This window comes from Pseudomonas sp. GW823-FHT03E05 (assembly GCF_058796855.1).
Genome location: NZ_JBXAJB010000003.1, coordinates 792,572 through 808,489 on the forward strand (window position 1 = coordinate 792,572; position 15,918 = coordinate 808,489).

At 60.9% G+C, this 15,918-nt stretch carries 16 protein-coding genes; 3 read left to right on the top strand and 13 right to left on the bottom strand.

The genetic code is table 11. The features are described from left to right. Nucleotides 1–27 precede the first annotated feature (27 nt). A complete protein-coding gene (locus tag AC1RCO_RS16690; protein WP_011058491.1) occupies nt 28–795 on the bottom strand; it encodes a TerC family protein in 768 nt (255 codons plus the stop codon). Nucleotides 796–862: 67 nt separating this feature from the next. Beyond that, on the bottom strand, nt 863–2,170 hold the full coding sequence (locus AC1RCO_RS16695) for a CitMHS family transporter (RefSeq protein ID WP_015633664.1): 1,308 nt from the start codon (nt 2,168–2,170) through the stop codon (nt 863–865). A 319-nt stretch (nt 2,171–2,489) separates the two neighbouring features. On the opposite strand from AC1RCO_RS16695, the gene AC1RCO_RS16700 reads away from it, so the two are divergent. Next, complete coding sequence (locus AC1RCO_RS16700) at nt 2,490–2,891, top strand: GFA family protein (RefSeq protein ID WP_492617882.1); 402 nt, start codon at nt 2,490–2,492, stop codon at nt 2,889–2,891. Nucleotides 2,892–2,994: 103 nt separating this feature from the next. Here AC1RCO_RS16700 and AC1RCO_RS16705 read toward each other — a convergent pair whose 3' ends face one another. The 11 genes from AC1RCO_RS16705 to AC1RCO_RS16755 form a co-directional block, all read right to left on the bottom strand. After that, nucleotides 2,995–4,956 (bottom strand): DUF7844 domain-containing protein, encoded by a 1,962-nt coding sequence (locus AC1RCO_RS16705; protein WP_210482908.1) that lies wholly within the window; start codon nt 4,954–4,956, stop codon nt 2,995–2,997. Beyond that, nucleotides 4,953–5,273 (bottom strand): DUF2388 domain-containing protein, encoded by a 321-nt coding sequence (locus AC1RCO_RS16710; RefSeq protein WP_011058495.1) that lies wholly within the window; start codon nt 5,271–5,273, stop codon nt 4,953–4,955. The genes AC1RCO_RS16705 and AC1RCO_RS16710 overlap by 4 nt, the downstream gene beginning before the upstream one ends. A 27-nt stretch (nt 5,274–5,300) precedes the next feature. Further along, complete coding sequence (locus tag AC1RCO_RS16715) at nt 5,301–5,609, bottom strand: DUF2388 domain-containing protein (RefSeq protein ID WP_011058496.1); 309 nt, start codon at nt 5,607–5,609, stop codon at nt 5,301–5,303. Between the two features lie 103 nt (nt 5,610–5,712). Further along, on the bottom strand, nt 5,713–6,030 hold the full coding sequence (locus AC1RCO_RS16720; RefSeq protein ID WP_011058497.1) for a DUF2388 domain-containing protein: 318 nt from the start codon (nt 6,028–6,030) through the stop codon (nt 5,713–5,715). A gap of 167 nt (nt 6,031–6,197) precedes the next feature. Further along, nucleotides 6,198–6,401: a DUF1127 domain-containing protein gene (locus AC1RCO_RS16725; protein ID WP_019095628.1), complete on the bottom strand. Its 204-nt coding sequence runs from the start codon at nt 6,399–6,401 to the stop codon at nt 6,198–6,200. A gap of 268 nt (nt 6,402–6,669) precedes the next feature. After that, complete coding sequence (locus tag AC1RCO_RS16730) at nt 6,670–6,885, bottom strand: DUF1127 domain-containing protein (protein ID WP_011058498.1); 216 nt, start codon at nt 6,883–6,885, stop codon at nt 6,670–6,672. Nucleotides 6,886–7,204: 319 nt separating this feature from the next. Continuing rightward, nucleotides 7,205–8,698 carry a succinyl-CoA:acetate CoA-transferase ScpC gene (scpC, locus tag AC1RCO_RS16735; RefSeq protein WP_065364948.1) on the bottom strand — a complete coding sequence of 498 codons (1,494 nt, stop codon included), beginning with the start codon at nt 8,696–8,698 and terminating at the stop codon, nt 7,205–7,207. A 179-nt stretch (nt 8,699–8,877) separates the two neighbouring features. Continuing rightward, a complete protein-coding gene (locus AC1RCO_RS16740; protein WP_093405842.1) occupies nt 8,878–10,314 on the bottom strand; it encodes an NAD(P)(+) transhydrogenase (Re/Si-specific) subunit beta in 1,437 nt (478 codons plus the stop codon). Next, on the bottom strand, nt 10,314–10,637 hold the full coding sequence (locus tag AC1RCO_RS16745; RefSeq protein WP_005783507.1) for an NAD(P) transhydrogenase subunit alpha part 2: 324 nt from the start codon (nt 10,635–10,637) through the stop codon (nt 10,314–10,316). Before AC1RCO_RS16745 ends, AC1RCO_RS16740 begins: the two co-directional genes overlap by 1 nt. Before the next feature lie 15 nt (nt 10,638–10,652). Continuing rightward, entirely contained in the window at nt 10,653–11,774 is a 1,122-nt protein-coding gene (locus tag AC1RCO_RS16750) for a Re/Si-specific NAD(P)(+) transhydrogenase subunit alpha (RefSeq protein ID WP_041115030.1), read from the bottom strand. 451 nt (nt 11,775–12,225) lie between these two features. Continuing rightward, nucleotides 12,226–13,125 (bottom strand): LysR family transcriptional regulator, encoded by a 900-nt coding sequence (locus AC1RCO_RS16755; protein WP_183001296.1) that lies wholly within the window; start codon nt 13,123–13,125, stop codon nt 12,226–12,228. 159 nt (nt 13,126–13,284) lie between these two features. Between AC1RCO_RS16755 and AC1RCO_RS16760 the strand changes: the two genes are divergently transcribed. Both AC1RCO_RS16760 and AC1RCO_RS16765 read left to right on the top strand, forming a co-directional pair. Next, nucleotides 13,285–14,466, top strand: coding sequence for an acyl-CoA dehydrogenase (locus AC1RCO_RS16760; RefSeq protein WP_248765652.1), 1,182 nt, complete (start codon nt 13,285–13,287; stop codon nt 14,464–14,466). 13 nt (nt 14,467–14,479) lie between these two features. Next, nucleotides 14,480–15,700 carry a CaiB/BaiF CoA transferase family protein gene (locus tag AC1RCO_RS16765; protein ID WP_053154858.1) on the top strand — a complete coding sequence of 407 codons (1,221 nt, stop codon included), beginning with the start codon at nt 14,480–14,482 and terminating at the stop codon, nt 15,698–15,700. Nucleotides 15,701–15,918: the final 218 nt, after the last annotated feature.

Sequence of the window (15,918 nt, forward strand, 5' to 3'; positions counted from 1 at the left end):
CCCTTTTCCATTCAGCGCATTCCCGGATTATTGACCAGGAACGTCCTTGCGCAGTTTCACCGGGTCCTGCTGTTTTTTCTTTTTCGCGATGGCGGTGCGCATCTTGATGTTGATGGCTTCCACCGCCAGGGAGAAGGCCATGGCGAAGTAGACGTAGCCTTTTGGCACGTGCACTTCGAAGGCTTCGGCGATCAGGACCGTACCCACCACCAGCAGGAAGGACAGCGCGAGCATTTTCAGCGACGGGTGCTTGTCGATGAATTCGCTGATGGTCCCGGCCGCCAGCATCATCACCAGCACCGCGACGATGATGGCCGCCACCATGACCGGCACATGGGAAACCATGCCCACGGCGGTGATCACCGAATCCAGGGAGAAGACGATGTCGATAATGGCGATCTGGATGATGGTGTAGAGGAAGTTGCCGCCCTTGCCCTTGGGCTCATCAATGGTTTCGTCCTCGCCTTCCAGGGCGTGGTACATCTCCTGGGAGCTTTTCCACAGCAGGAACAGGCCACCGAAGAACAGGATCAGGTCACGCCCGGAAATGCCCTGGCCGAAGACCACGAACAGGTCGGCCGTGAGGCGCATGACCCAGGTGATCGACAGCAGCAACAGAATGCGCGTGACCATCGCCAGCGCCAGACCGAAGATCCGCGTGCGCGCCTGCATGTGCTTGGGCATGCGGCTGACCAGGATCGAGATCATGATGATGTTGTCGATGCCCAGGACGATCTCCAGGGCAGTCAGGGTAAAGAAGGCAACCCAGATTTCCGGGTTGGTCAGCCATTCCATGTGTATTCCTTTGAGCGAGTGTTATAGCCCGGGCCGTGAGGCCGGCCCGGGCGCAGAAGCATTGCTTTTATAGAGTGCTGAACAGCGGAAAAATCCCCATCAGCAAAGCGGCGAACATTATGCACAGGCAGACCAGCACTGCCCACTTGAGGGTGAAGCGCTGGTGATCGCCGAACTCGATACCGGCCAGGGCCACCAACAGGTAGGTCGAGGGTACCAGCGGGCTGAGCAAGTGCACGGGTTGGCCGACGATCGACGCACGGGCCATTTCCACCGCGGTGATGCCGTAGTGGCTGGCGGCTTCGGCCAGTACCGGCAGCACGCCGTAGTAGAAGGCATCGTTGGACATGAAGAAGGTGAACGGCATGCTCACCAGCGCGGTAATCACCGCCAGGTACGGCCCCAGGGCTTCCGGGATCACCGCCAGCAGGCTCTTGGACATGGCATCCACCATGCCGGTGCCGGACAGGATGCCGGTGAAGATGCCCGCCGCGAAGATCAGCCCGACCACCGCCAGCACGCTGCCGGCGTGGGCCGCGACCCGATCTTTCTGCTGCTGCAGGCAGGGATAGTTGACGATCATGGCGATACTGAAGGCCACCATGAACAGCACCGGCAACGGCAGCAGCCCGGCGATCAGCGCGCACATCAGGGCGAAGGTCAGGGCGCCGTTGAACCAGATCAGCTTGGGACGACGAGCGTCGGGGTACTGCGACACGCTGATCTCGCTGTGGTCGATCTCGTCGCCCGCCAGGTGCAGTTCACCCAGGCGCGCCCTTTCCCGCTTGCCGTACATGTAGGCGATCGCCAGGATCGCCACCACGCCGGCCAGCATGGCCGGGATCATGGGCACGAAGATGTCCGACGGGTCCACGTGCAGGGCGCTGGCCGCGCGGGCGGTCGGGCCGCCCCAGGGGGTCATGTTCATCACCCCGCCGGCGAGGATGATCAGGCCGGCCATGATCCGCGGGCTCATGCCGATGCGGCTGTACAGCGGCAGCATGGCGGCCACGCAGATCATGTAGGTGGTGGCGCCGTCACCGTCCAGGGACACCACCAGGGCCAGTACCGCAGTGCCCACCGAGACCTTCAACGGGTCGCCCTTGACCAGCTTGAGGATCTTGCGCACGGCCGGGTCGAACAGGCCGGAGTCGATCATCAGGGCGAAATACAGAATGGCGAACATCAGCATCACGCCGGTGGGCGCGAGCTTGGTGATGCCTTCGAGCATCATCGGGCCGATCTTCGGCGCGAACCCGCCGAACAGGGCGAACAGGATGGGCACGATGATCAGGGCGATCAGCGCCGACAGGCGCTTGGTCATGATCAGGAACATGAAGGTGATGACCATGGCAAAGCCAAGGAAAGTCAGCATGGGATTACTCCAGGCGTAGCGCGGCTAGGGAATGGCGAACCGGGTGGGATCAGCGCAGAACGGCAAGCACGAGGCGTACGGGAGGAGTTGCAGCGAACAGGCGGGTAGGAGCGGACATCAGAATCACCATTGTTGTTGTTAATAGGGCCGGGAGCGCGAGAAACGCCCGCTGTGGCCAACCGGTCTGTTGCCGGTAGTGGAGGCGATCCTAATGGGGGAAGCTTTCAGCCAGCTTTCGTCGCTGAAAGGAACGAACGGATGTTGCAGCAGGCGACCAGCGGCATAAAGTGATGGCTATCGGCGCCAGGGAGACATGCACATGAGAGAGTTGCACACCGGAGGCTGCCACTGCGGGCGGCTGCGTTACCAGTTCAGCGGCCCGTTGCGGGACATCGCCCACTGCCATTGCTCGATCTGCCGCCGGGTCAGTGGCGGTCTGGTGACCACCTGGATCACCCTGCCCGCCTCGGCTTTCGAATGGCTGGAAGGCGTTCCCGCCCGGTACGACTCATCTGGAAGTTGTGCGCGCTATTTCTGCGGCAACTGTGGTGCTCATTTGGCGCTGATCACCCACCTGAGCCCAGACAGCATCGATGTCACCATCGCCACCCTGGATCACCCGGAACTGGCGCCTGCAGACCGGCATATCTGGACCGACAGCCGCCTGCCCTGGGTGCATCTGGACGAGCACCTGCCGCAAGAATCGCAGGAAACCCTGTAGCCGCTGCCGCAGGCTGCGCACGAGCGCGCAGCGGTCGCGAGGCTCTCAAGGCCGCCCAGCAAGGCCCTTCGGTCCTTTTCGCCGCTTCGCGGGCTCGGCAGCGCTACGGCAGCTCCAGGCCGCCTGCCGCCTTGTGCAGCGTCCGCAGATGCTCGCCCACCAGCTTCAGGTTGGCCTCGTTGGCGGCAATTTCCGCCGCTCGGGCCGGTTCCAGCAGGGCTCGCACTTCCTTGTCCAGGTCACCGGTCAAGGATTGCAGTTGCTTCTGCCGCTGGCTGCTCTCGGACTCCAGGCGTTGCCATTCAGCGGGCTGAGGCAGGCCGTAGCCGCCGCTGCCCAGCAATTCTGCCGGGCGGCTGAGGAAGCCGCTGTTGGCGAGGATCTGCTGCAGGGTCTTGTTGGCCTGCTCCATACCACCATTTTTCAGCTCGCGAGCCCCCAGGTAGCGCTGCTTGACCTCGTCCTGAGCCAGCAGCAGTTGCCGGCGATAACTGGCCTGCTCCAGCAGCAGCAAGGCGGCGCTGGTGCGCAGGTCGGCCTGGTCGAACCAGTGCCGGCGTTCCTCGGCGCTCAGCGACAGCCAGTCTTCGACGCTGGCCTGCTTGATCGGCAGGCGCTTCTTGATCACCTCGAACATCGCCTGGTAGCGGTCGCGGAAGGAGTCGAAGCGATACCCCAGGCGCAGCGCCTCGCGCGGGTCGTCGAGCACGCTGGTGTCCGCCAGTCCCCTGCCCTTGAGCACCTCCAGCAAGCCGTTGGGCATGATGCTGTCGAGGCCGATCAGTTGCTTGTTGTTGCTGCCGCTGCGCAGCAGCTTGAGGCTTTCCACTGCGCAGTTGTTGGACAGGAAGTAGTAGTTGCCGTCGTAGCTCCAATGCATCTCGGCGGCGTGCTCCACCACCTCCTCGATCTCGCTGCGTGACAGCTTCAACGGTACCGAGGCCAGGCTGCGCAGCTCGGTCTTGGTGTACTCGTCGATGACCTGGGACAGCGGCAGGACAAACAGCCGCGAAGGGTACTTGCCCACCAGGCCGTCCCAGCTGGAGAGCTGCACGTCACCGACAAAGGCGCGGTAGGACAGCACCAGGTGCTGGTCCAGGTCCAGCCGGCAATCCGGCCCGCGGGGGCGGCCCGGGGCGCAGATCACCAGGCGCAGCATGCTGTGGCCCCAGCGGCTGACCCAGTTCTGGTTGGCTTCGGCCAGCAGGTAGTCCACCGCGTAGACCCGCTCCGGGTCCACCTGCCCCAGGGGCGTCTTGGCGAAGTCGTTGCCGGCGTTGAGGAAGGCGAAGGACTTGGCGCAGCTGTCCTTGGCGGCCGGCGCCCAGCCGAAATGTTCTTGGTAATAGCGGTACAGCGCCGGGCGGCGGCAGGCGTAGCTCGGATCGAGAAGGAAGTACTCCATGTTCACCGCGACGAATTCCTTCGGGTTGGTGATCTCGTAGATGTCCGGGCTGCGGGCGACCTGACGGTTGTGCTGTTCGCGTTCGCCACGGCGGCCGACGTATTGCGGCCAACCGGCCAGATCCAGCAGCCGTGGATCATCGCTGAGGGTGAAGCGCCGGTCATTCTGGCCGCGACACTCATCCGGCAGGCCGATCAGCCCGGAGGTGCTGTTCTTGCGGGTGCAGCGCTGGATCAGGCTACGCTCGGCACCGGGCCACAAACGCGCGCGATCATAAATGTGGGTCAGTTCATGGAGTACCGTGGCGAGCATTTCCCGGCGCACGGTGCCATGGGGGCGGCTGGTCTTCTGGGTGGCGGCGGAGCCGTCGGTCAGGCTGGGCAGCAAGGCTCGGTTGAGGTCCAGTTCCGACACCAGGGATGCCTCGCCATAGGCGTTGTCGGGCATTCGGTCGGTCCAGCCGACATCAATGGTGCGATCCAGTTGCTGGATGAAACGCGGCGGCAACGCCTGCATCGCTTCATCCAGCAGCGCCTGGCTGGCGTGCTGCTGCGCCGGGCTCAAGCCATCGGCCTTGAGGCGCAGTTGCAGGTCGGCCTGGGCGGTGCTGCAGAGCAGCCCCAGGGTCCCGGCCAGCAGCCAGGCTAGGAGTGGTTTCACAGGGCCAGGATGGCTTCGGCAAGCACCTGGTCGCTGGCGTCGCGGGCTTCTGGCAGCTGCGTGCGCAGGGCATTGAACGCCGCTTCAAGTTGCGCGCCGCGGATATCACCGTTGCTGGCGACGAAGCTGGCGGCATCGTCGTGGGCTTCGCGCACGACTTTGGAGTCACGGATCGAAGTGGTGGTGTCCGAGGTGAAATCGATCGTGCGGCCGGAGGCGCGGACGATGATGTTACTGGTGGCCACCAGGGTGTGTGCCTGGGCCACGTCGGCCAACAACAGCAGGCCAAGGGTGGCGGCAATCAGCGGGCTACGCATGGAACGACTCCGGAAGAACAGGGATGGTTATTGGACGAGAATTGCCTGCGCCAGTTCAAGGTCGCTGGCATGAAGTTTTGCCGGGTCCTGGCGCAGGTATTCCAGCGCAGACTCCAGGCGGGCGCCGCGCAGTTGGCCGTCGGTTGCCACGAAGGCAGCGGCGTCATCCTGGGCAGCAAGCAGCAGTTTATGGTCGAAGGGCGCCGAGGTCACCTGGCCTGTCGCATAGACGGTGACAACCAGGCTTTGGGTGGTGAGGTCGAATGCCTGCACCGAACCGGCCCAACAGGCGGCGATCAATACGGGAGCGGAAAGCGAAATACGGAACAAACCCAAGAGTCTCGACAGCTGAAAACCAGCGCCAAGGCTAGCGCAATGCCCCTTGGAGGACCAGCGCAGAGGGTTTCAGGTGCGCCGGGGCACCTGAAACCGAGACGCTTCAGATTGCCAGGATGGCCTGGGCCAGCTGTGCATCAGAGGCCTGCAACTGAGGCGCTTGCTGGCGAATGTGGGCAAATGCGCTTTCCAGTTTTACCCCGCGAATGGCGCCATCGGTGGCGACGAAACTGGCGGCATCATCCCGGGCGGCACGGACAATCTTGTTGTCACGCAGGGATGAAGTGGCATCGGAGGTGGCGTCGGTGGTGGCCTTGAGCGCGCCGACAATGGCGTCGGTGGTCACGATCAGGCTGGTGGCGTGGGCATTGGCAGCCAGGGCCAGCAGGGCGGCGGCGCTGAGCAGGCGGAGACGGGACATGGGTAACTCCTGTGAATGAACAGACAATTTAAGGGCGCTGAGTGAGACGCCGGGCAGCCACTGCGAGGTGCTGTGTCTGATTGCTCTGACGCAGTTCGAATGAAAATCGCCACGTCGCCTCAGATATTAGGCTCAGCGGCCCCATTCGCACAGTGTTGCGGCAGGCCTCAGCGCCAAAAGGGTTTGTGCAGTTCCGCTGCCCGATCGCTGTGGCTGATGCCGCTGTCCGAGAGTTGTCGTTCATCCATTTGTGCCAGCAAGTGACGGGTGCGGGCCCGCTCCCGTGTGTTGGCGAGCGCCGTGAGCCAGCGCTTGAAGGGCGTGCAGTGAAGGTGGGTGCCAGGGGACGAGTGCATGATGCTTGCCTCCATGAGCAGCCGAGCGATGAGCTGGCTGCAACCTCATGGTTCGGCGGTTCGATGCGGTGATACAGATACACTCGAGCTAAATTGTACTGGTTAATTGTTATGTTTTATAAAACTGTACCTATCCCGATGAAACGGGCTGTATTTCAGCTGTGTAGCGCGTTTTCCGCGGCCAGAACGACAAGACCCGTCGCGGTTTCCCGCGACGGGTCTTGTTGTGTGCAATTCGGGGTGCTGGCGGTGGACCCGGTGGGTCAGGGCCAGCGACGCTGAGTTAGCGCCAGAACGGCTTGCTCAGCTCTTCGTAGCGTTGTGCTTCGCTGATCCCGGCATCGGCCAGCAGACGCGAATCCAGGCGAGCCAGTTGATGGCGGCTGGAGATGCGGCGCTGCCACAGCATCAGGTTGGCGATAACGCGCAGAGGCAGGGAAGCCTGGGTTTTTTCAGCTTTGTCTTCGAAGAACAGTTCGGAACTGAGTGTACGTTCCATGGTTGACATCCTTCCGCTTGTGGCGGGATCAGGTAGTGGTTTAACTGGTGACCATGATCCTCTTCCCGCGCAAGACTCTGTAGATACAGTTCACCTGTATTGTGAAGGACCAGTTAACTGTTTATAGGGGCTGTACTGTTCGGAAAAGGCGCAACTGTACCTGTCAGCACCTTTATGGTGCATTTCGGTGCTTTTTGATGGGAGGCAAGTGGTTTTAGGCGGGGAAAATACCGGTACAGCAGTACAGTTTTTGGCGGTCTCTGGCGAGCGGCCGGCAAGCTGACGAAACTGTGTTTGCGTCAGCTGCCAACTGTATCAATTACTCGACGAGCATTTTCCCAGTTTCTTCCAGGTTGATGTGCCAGCTCAGGGCATCACGCAGGATATGCGGCGTGTGACCACCCAGGGCGCAGGCCTTGGTGAAGTAGTCATTCAGTGCGTCGCGGTAGGAAGGATGCACACAGTTGTCGATGATCACCCGGGCCCGCTCCCGCGGCGCCAGGCCGCGCAGGTCCGCCAGGCCGATCTCGGTCACCAGGATGTCGACGTCATGCTCGGTGTGGTCCACGTGGCTGACCATCGGCACCACGCTGGAAATCGCCCCGCCCTTGGCAATCGACTTGGTAACGAAGATCGCCAGGTGTGCGTTGCGGGCGAAGTCGCCGGAGCCGCCGATGCCGTTCATCATCCGCGTGCCGCAGACGTGGGTGGAGTTGACGTTGCCGTAGATATCGAACTCCAGCGCGGTGTTGATGCCGATGATACCCAGGCGGCGCACCACTTCCGGGTGGTTGGAGATCTCCTGCGGACGCAGCACCAGTTTGTCCTTGTAGCGTTCCAGGTTGCCGAACACGTCGGCGTTGCGCCGGCTCGACAGGGTGATGGAGCTACCTGAGGCGAAGCTGAGCTTACCGGCGTCGATCAGGTCGAAGGTCGAGTCCTGCAGTACTTCGGAGTACATGGTCAGGTTCTCGAATGGCGACTCGATCAGGCCGCACATCACCGCGTTGGCGATGTTGCCGATACCGGCCTGCAGCGGGCCGAGCTTGTTGCTCATGCGCCCGGCATCCACTTCCTGCTTGAGAAAGTCGATCAGGTGGTTGGCGATGCCCTGGGTCTCGCTGTCCGGGGTGGAAACCGTGGACGGCGAATCCGACTGATTAGTGATGACGATGGCGACGATCTTGTCCGCAGGGATCGGAATCGCCGTGCTGCCGATGCGATCGTCGACCTTCACCAGGGGAATCGGTGTACGGGTCGGGCGATAGGTCGGGATATAGATGTCGTGCAGGCCTTCCAGATTCTGGTTGTGCGCCAGGTTGATCTCGACGATCACCTGCTTGGCGAAGATCGCGAAGCTGGCGGAGTTGCCCACCGAGGTGGTCGGCACGATATGGCCCTGTTCAGTGATGGCGACAGCTTCGATCACTGCAATGTCCGGCAGCTTGAGCTGCTGGTTACGAAGTTGTTCGACGGTTTCCGACAGGTGCTGGTCGATGAACATCACTTCGCCGGCGTTGATCGCCTTGCGCAGGGTGCTGTCCACCTGGAACGGCATGCGCCGGGCCAGCACGCCAGCTTCGGTGAGTTGCTTGTCCAGGTCGTTGCCCAGGCTGGCGCCGGTCATCAGGCTGATTTTCAGTGGCGTTACCTTGGCCCGTTCGGCCAGGGCATGGGGCACGGCCTTGGCTTCACCGGCGCGGGTGAAGCCGCTCATGCCGACGGTCATGCCGTCCTCAATCAGAGCGGCAGCGTCAGCGGCGCTCATCACCTTATCCAACAACGAAGGCAAGCGGATACGATCACGGTACATGGATTGTTATCTCGGGCAACGGAAGCAAGAAGCGCAGTCTAGTGATTTCAAAAAAAAACGCCCCGCGACAAAGGTCGAATGAAAGGCCCTGATCTAGAGCCTTCTGTCGGCTTTATGGAGTAAATAAAAAACCCCAGCCTACTAAAGGCTGAGGTTTTGGGTATTGCGCTACAGCAGCTTTATTCGACGGCTTTGACCATGTCTTCGATGACCTTCTTGGCGTCGCCGAAGACCATCATGGTCTTGTCCAGGTAGAACAGTTCGTTGTCCAGGCCGGCATAGCCGCTGGCCATGGAGCGCTTGTTGACGATGATGGTCTTGGCCTTGAAGGCTTCGAGAATCGGCATGCCGGCAATCGGCGACTTAGGATCGTTCTTCGCCGCCGGGTTGACCACGTCGTTGGCGCCCAGCACTAGCACCACGTCGGCCTGGCCGAACTCGGAGTTGATGTCTTCCATCTCGAACACCTGGTCGTAAGGCACTTCGGCTTCGGCCAGCAAGACGTTCATGTGGCCGGGCATGCGCCCCGCTACAGGGTGGATCGCGTATTTCACGGTCACGCCGCGGTGGGTCAGCTTCTCGGTCAGCTCTTTCAGCGCGTGCTGGGCGCGTGCCACCGCCAGGCCGTAGCCGGGGACGATGATCACGGTATCGGCGTTGGTCAGCAGGAAGGTCGCATCGTCGGCCGAACCGGATTTCACTGGGCGTGCCTCCTTCGAACCTGCCGGGCCGCCGGCATCGGCTGTGTTGCCGAAACCGCCGAGCAGGACGTTGAAGAACGAACGGTTCATCGCCTTGCACATGATGTAGGAGAGGATTGCGCCGCTGGAGCCCACCAGGGAGCCGGCGATGATCAGCATCGAGTTGTTCAGGGAGAAGCCGATCCCCGCTGCCGCCCAGCCCGAGTAGCTGTTGAGCATCGACACCACTACCGGCATGTCGGCGCCGCCGATCGGGATGATGATCAGCACGCCCATGACGAAGGCCAGGGCCAGCATCAGGGCAAAAGCACCGAGGTTGCCGCTGGCCATGAAGGTCACGCCCAGGCCGAGGGTGGCCAGGCCCAGTACCAGGTTGAGCTTGTGCTGCCCGGCGAACTGTACCGGTGCGCCTTGGAACAGGCGGAACTTGTACTTGCCCGACAGCTTGCCGAAGGCGATCACCGAACCGGAGAAGGTGATGGCACCGATGGCTGCGCCAAGGAACAGCTCCAGGCGGTTACCGGCGGGAATCGAGTCGCCCAGGTGCTTGACGATGCCCAGGGACTGCGGCTCGACCACGGCGGCAATGGCGATGAACACCGCGGCCAGGCCGATCATGCTGTGCATGAAGGCCACCAGTTCCGGCATCTTGGTCATCTCGACGCGCTTGGCCATGATCGAACCGGCGGTACCACCGATCAGCAGGCCAACGATGACGTAGCCGATGCCGGCGGTCGCCAGTTCCGCGCCCAGCTTATAGATGAGGCCGATGGTGGTCAGTACCGCCAGGGCCATGCCCAGCATGCCGAACAGGTTACCGCGGCGGGACGTGGTCGGGTGCGAAAGGCCCTTGAGCGCCTGGATAAAGCACACCGAGGCGATCAGATAGAGGGTTGTTACCAGGTTCATGCTCATTATTTCTGCACCTCTTCTTTCACGGCTTTGGGCGCTTTCTTCTTGAACATTTCCAGCATGCGACGGGTGACCAGGAAGCCGCCGAACACATTGACCGCAGCCAGGGCCACGGCCAGGGTGCCCATGGTCTTGCCCAACGGGGTCACGGTCAGGGCGGCAGCCAGCATGGCGCCGACGATGACGATCGCGGAAATGGCGTTGGTCACTGCCATCAGGGGGGTGTGCAGTGCGGGTGTAACGTTCCAGACCACGTGGTAACCGACATAGATCGCCAGCACGAAGATGATCAGGTTGTAGATACCGGGGGAGATAAGCTCTTCCATCGTCTGAATCCCTGCTTAGGCGTTTTTGCGGATGACTTGGCCGTCGCGGCACATCAGGCACGCGGCGACGATGTCGTCTTCGAGGTTGACTTCGAACTGCCCTTCTTTGGTGAAGACAAGCTTCAGGAAGTCCAGCAGGTTGCGGGCGTACAGCGCCGAGGCGTCGGCAGCCACTGCCCCGGCCAGATTGGTCGGGCCGACGATGGTCACGCCGTGCTCGACTACGACCTGGTCAGCCACAGTCAGTGGGCAGTTGCCGCCCTGAGCGGCTGCCAGGTCGATGACCACCGAACCGGGCTTCATCTGGGCCACGGTATCGGCGCTCAGCAGGGTTGGTGCCTTGCGGCCCGGAATCAGCGCGGTGGTGATGACGATATCGGCCTGTTTGGCGCGTTCGTGCACGGCCTGAGCCTGGCGCTGCATCCAACTGGCCGGCATGGGGCGCGCGTAACCGCCGACACCGACGGCGCACTCGCGCTCTTCGTCAGTCTCGTAAGGCACGTCGACGAATTTGGCGCCCAGGGATTCGATCTGCTCCTTCACTGCCGGACGCACGTCCGAGGCCTCAATCACCGCACCCAGGCGCTTGGCCGTGGCGATGGCCTGCAGCCCTGCCACACCGGCGCCGAGGATCAGCACGCGGGCTGCTTTGACGGTGCCGGCGGCGGTCATCAGCATTGGCATGAAGCGCGGATAGTAGTGGGCGGCCAGCAGCACAGCCTTGTAGCCGGCAATGTTGGCCTGGGACGACAGCACGTCCAGGCTCTGGGCCCGGGAAGTGCGTGGTGCCGCCTCTAGGGCGAAGGCGGTAATGCCGCGCTCGGCCAGTTTGGCGATGGTTTCATTGCTGAACGGATTGAGCATGCCCACCAGTACGGTGCCGCTCTTGATCAGCGCCAGTTCGCTGTCGCTGGGCGCCACGACCTTGAGAATCAGCTCGGCGCCAAAGGCATCGTTGGCGCTGCCAATGGTGGCTCCTGCCGCTTCATAGGCACTGTCGACCACGCTGGCGTTAATGCCGGCGCCGCTTTGCACAGTGACTTTATGACCCTGGCCGATCAGCTTCTTGATGGTTTCCGGGGTTGCAGCAACCCGTGTTTCACCCGTCTGGGTTTCGAGAGGAACACCAATGTGCACGTCAAATCTCCTGCTTGATCTTATTGCTTTCGATCTTTCTTAGAAGGCCAGCGCACTTCGGAGGGTGCGGCTGGGGCGGCCGATCAGCACGATCCCGCTGAAATCACAGCGGGGCGCGGCATTTTGCAGGCGAACTTTGAGGCCTTCAAGGGATTCTGACTAGTGACGGAAAATTAACTACAAGTCACCCCGTGACCGAATGTCGCAACGTACCAGGTTAAAGCCTTGTAAGCCGTGCCTTTCAAGGCTTTGTTATGGAAAATAAGATTTTTCTCATCCGTGACATGAATAGTCTTACATTGCCCTTGAATAAACCCTACAAGCCGCGTGGTTAGGCGCTTGTAGAACGATTGTTCAAGGTGTCGGTACAGTCTGTTAAAATGCGACAAATAGTTATATCTGTAGGGTTCTAATTTATTTGACTACGGGGTCAGCTATTGGCTGTGAGGCTTTATTTTTCAAGGTTGTAGCTGTTTGCCTGGTTCACCAGCCAGTCGCGAAAAGCCCGTAAAGAGGCCGATTCCACTTTGCGTTCGGGAATCATCAGGTAATACGCCTTGATGCTCGAGAGTGCCTGGGGGTTGGCAATGACCAAGCGTTTTTCGGCCAGCTCGCGCTGGATAAGGAAGGGCGGAATCAAGGCGATACCCATGTCGTGCATGGCGGCCTGGGCGAGCATGGAGAATAGCTCGTAGCGCGTGCCTGTCATGTCGCGGGGGATATTCAGCTGCTGTGAGTTGAACCATTGCCGCCAGGCATAAGGCCGCGTGGTCTGCTGCAGCAGGGGCAGTTCGGCTATGGCCTCGGCGCTCAACTCTTGCTGCTTGCCGAGCATTGCCGGGCTGCACACCGGCATCGGGTTTTCGCCCATCAGCCAGTGAGACTGGGTACCCGACCAATCGGCGTCGCCAAAGTAGATGGCGGCGTCGAAGGGGGTGTCGGCAAAGAGGAAGGGGCGCGTGCGGTTGGTCAGGTTGACCGTGACTTCGGGGTGCTGCTGCTGGAAGTCCTTCAGGCGTGGCAATAACCACTGCGTCCCGAAGGTCGGAACCACCGCCAGTTCGATGACGTTGGCCCCCTGCTGGCCCATCACTGAAAGTGTGTCGCGCTCCACTGCGTCCAGTTGTGTGGCGACCCGGCGGCTGTAGGACAGCCCGGCCTCAGTGAGCTTGACTCCCCGTCGTGAACGCCGGAAAAGTTCCAGCCCGAGGAACTCTTCAAGGCTGGCGATCTGTCGGCAGACCGCACCCTGGGTCAGGGAAAGCTCTTGGGCTGCCTTGGTAAAGCTCTCATGACGTGCCGCGGCTTCGAAGCTGATTAAGGCGGTGGTACTGGGGATCTTTCTGCGCATGTACGGCAATCTCACTAATAGATGCTGTAAAAGGCGGTTTAGGCCATTACGAAGTGAGAAATTAGCACAACACTATGCGAAATCCTCGTTTGCCTGGGGGCGCACCGTAGGCCTAGGATCTGTTCCACGATAGTTGACCTACTTCACGAGGATTCACTCATGGGCGGTAAAGCAAGCTTCAACTGGATCGATCCCCTTCTGCTGGACCAGCAACTCACCGAAGAAGAACGCATGGTCCGCGACAGTGCCGAGCAGTTCGCTCAAGACAAGCTGGCACCACGGGTTCTGGAAGCTTTCCGCCATGAGAAGACCGACCCGGCCATCTTCCGGGAAATGGGTGAAGTCGGCCTGTTGGGCGCTACCATTCCTGAGCAGTACGGCGGCAGCGGCCTTAACTATGTGTGCTATGGCCTGATCGCTCGTGAAGTGGAGCGAGTGGACTCCGGCTACCGCTCGATGATGAGTGTGCAGTCGTCCTTGGTGATGGTGCCGATCAACGAGTTTGGTACCGAGGCGCAAAAGCAGAAGTACCTGCCGAAACTGGCGTCCGGCGAATGGATTGGCTGCTTTGGTCTGACCGAGCCAAACCATGGATCTGACCCGGGTGCGATGATTACTCGTGCACGCAAAGTGGACGGTGGCTACAGCCTGACTGGTAGCAAGATGTGGATCACCAACAGCCCGATTGCTGATGTATTCGTGGTTTGGGCCAAGGATGATGCCGGCGAAATTCGTGGTTTTGTCCTGGAGAAAGGCTGGAAGGGCCTGAGTGCACCAGCGATTCACGGCAAGGTCGGCCTGCGGGCCTCGATCACCGGCGAAATCGTCATGGACAACGTGTTCGTGCCGGAAGAGAACATCTTCCCGGATGTGCGTGGGCTCAAAGGACCTTTTACCTGCTTGAACTCGGCGCGTTACGGCATCTCCTGGGGCGCCTTGGGGGCTGCGGAGTTCTGCTGGCACACCGCACGTCAATACACCCTTGATCGCCAGCAGTTCGGTCGTCCTCTGGCGGCAACCCAACTGATCCAGAAGAAGCTGGCGGACATGCAGACCGAAATCACCCTCGCCCTCCAGGGCTGCCTGCGCCTGGGGCGGATGAAGGATGAAGGGACTGCGGCGGTGGAAATCACCTCGATCATGAAGCGCAACTCCTGCGGCAAGTCCCTGGATATCGCGCGCATGGCCCGTGACATGCTGGGCGGCAACGGGATATCCGATGAGTTCGGTATTGCTCGTCACCTGGTGAACCTGGAAGTGGTCAACACCTACGAAGGTACTCACGACGTGCATGCGCTGATTCTCGGGCGTGCACAAACCGGTATCCAGGCGTTCTATTAATAGGAGAGCGACCATGGGCGCGTTATCGCATCTGCGGGTACTGGATTTATCGCGGGTACTGGCCGGGCCTTGGTCCGGGCAGATCCTTGCGGACCTGGGGGCCGAGGTCATCAAGGTCGAGCGTCCGGGTAATGGTGACGATACACGCGCCTGGGGGCCGCCCTTCCTTAAAGATGCCTATGGCGAGAACACCACGGAGGCTGCCTATTACCTGTCGGCCAACCGTAACAAGCAGTCAGTGACCATCGACTTCACGCGCCCTGAGGGGCAGCAGCTGGTGCGTGAGCTGGCTGCCAAGTCGGATATCGTCATCGAGAACTTCAAGGTAGGTGGGCTGGCGGCTTACGGTCTGGACTATCAGTCGCTCAAGGCCGTCAATCCGCGGCTGATCTATTGCTCTATCACCGGTTTTGGTCAGACCGGGCCCTATGCCAAGCGCGCGGGTTATGACTTCATGATCCAGGGCTTGGGTGGTCTGATGAGCCTGACTGGGCGACCTGAGGGTGATGAGGGGGCTGGGCCAGTAAAAGTGGGTGTGGCCTTGACCGACATCCTTACCGGGCTCTACTCCACTGTGGCGATTCTGGCGGCCCTGGCTCATCGAGATCAGGGGGGCTGTGGTCAGCACATCGATATGGCATTGCTGGATGTCCAGGTCGCTTGCCTGGCCAACCAGGCCATGAACTATCTGACCACAGGGGTCGCTCCCAAGCGTTTGGGTAATGCGCACCCTAATATAGTGCCCTATCAGGATTTTCCGACGGCGGATGGCGACTTCATCCTTACCGTGGGTAATGACGGGCAGTTTCGCAAGTTTGCCGAGGTAGCGGGTCAGCCGCAGTGGGCGGACGATCCTCGGTTTGCCACTAACAAGCTGCGGGTGGCCAATCGGGCGGTGCTGATTCCGCTGATTCGTCAGGCCACAGTATTCAAGACTACGGCGGAGTGGGTGAGCCAGCTGGAGCTGGCTGGGGTGCCTTGTGGGCCGATCAATGATCTGGCGCAGGTGTTTGCTGATCCTCAGGTCGTGGCTCGAGGCCTGGCTGTGGAGCTGCCACACGCGTTGGCTGGGATGGTGCCTCAGGTGGCTAGCCCGATTCGTCTTTCGCAAACCCCCGTTGAGTACCGTAACGCCCCTCCTCTATTGGGCGAACATACTGCAGAGGTTCTGCAACGTGTATTGGGGATGCGGGTCGAGGCTGTGGACGCCTTGAGGCATTCGCGAGTGGTGTAGCGCCGCCCTTCTATATATAGAGGCGCACCCTGTGCCTCTATATAGTCTTGTAGAAGCATCCTTAGAGGGTTCTTTTGAGCTTATTCATAGAAAATGCAAATTAACCCTTGACGGCAGATTCTACAGGTCTATAATTCGCCCCACTTCCGGCGCAGTCGAAACGGAAAACTCCTTGAGATTCAACGAGTTACGCAGTTTTCGATAGCGGTTACGCTTCA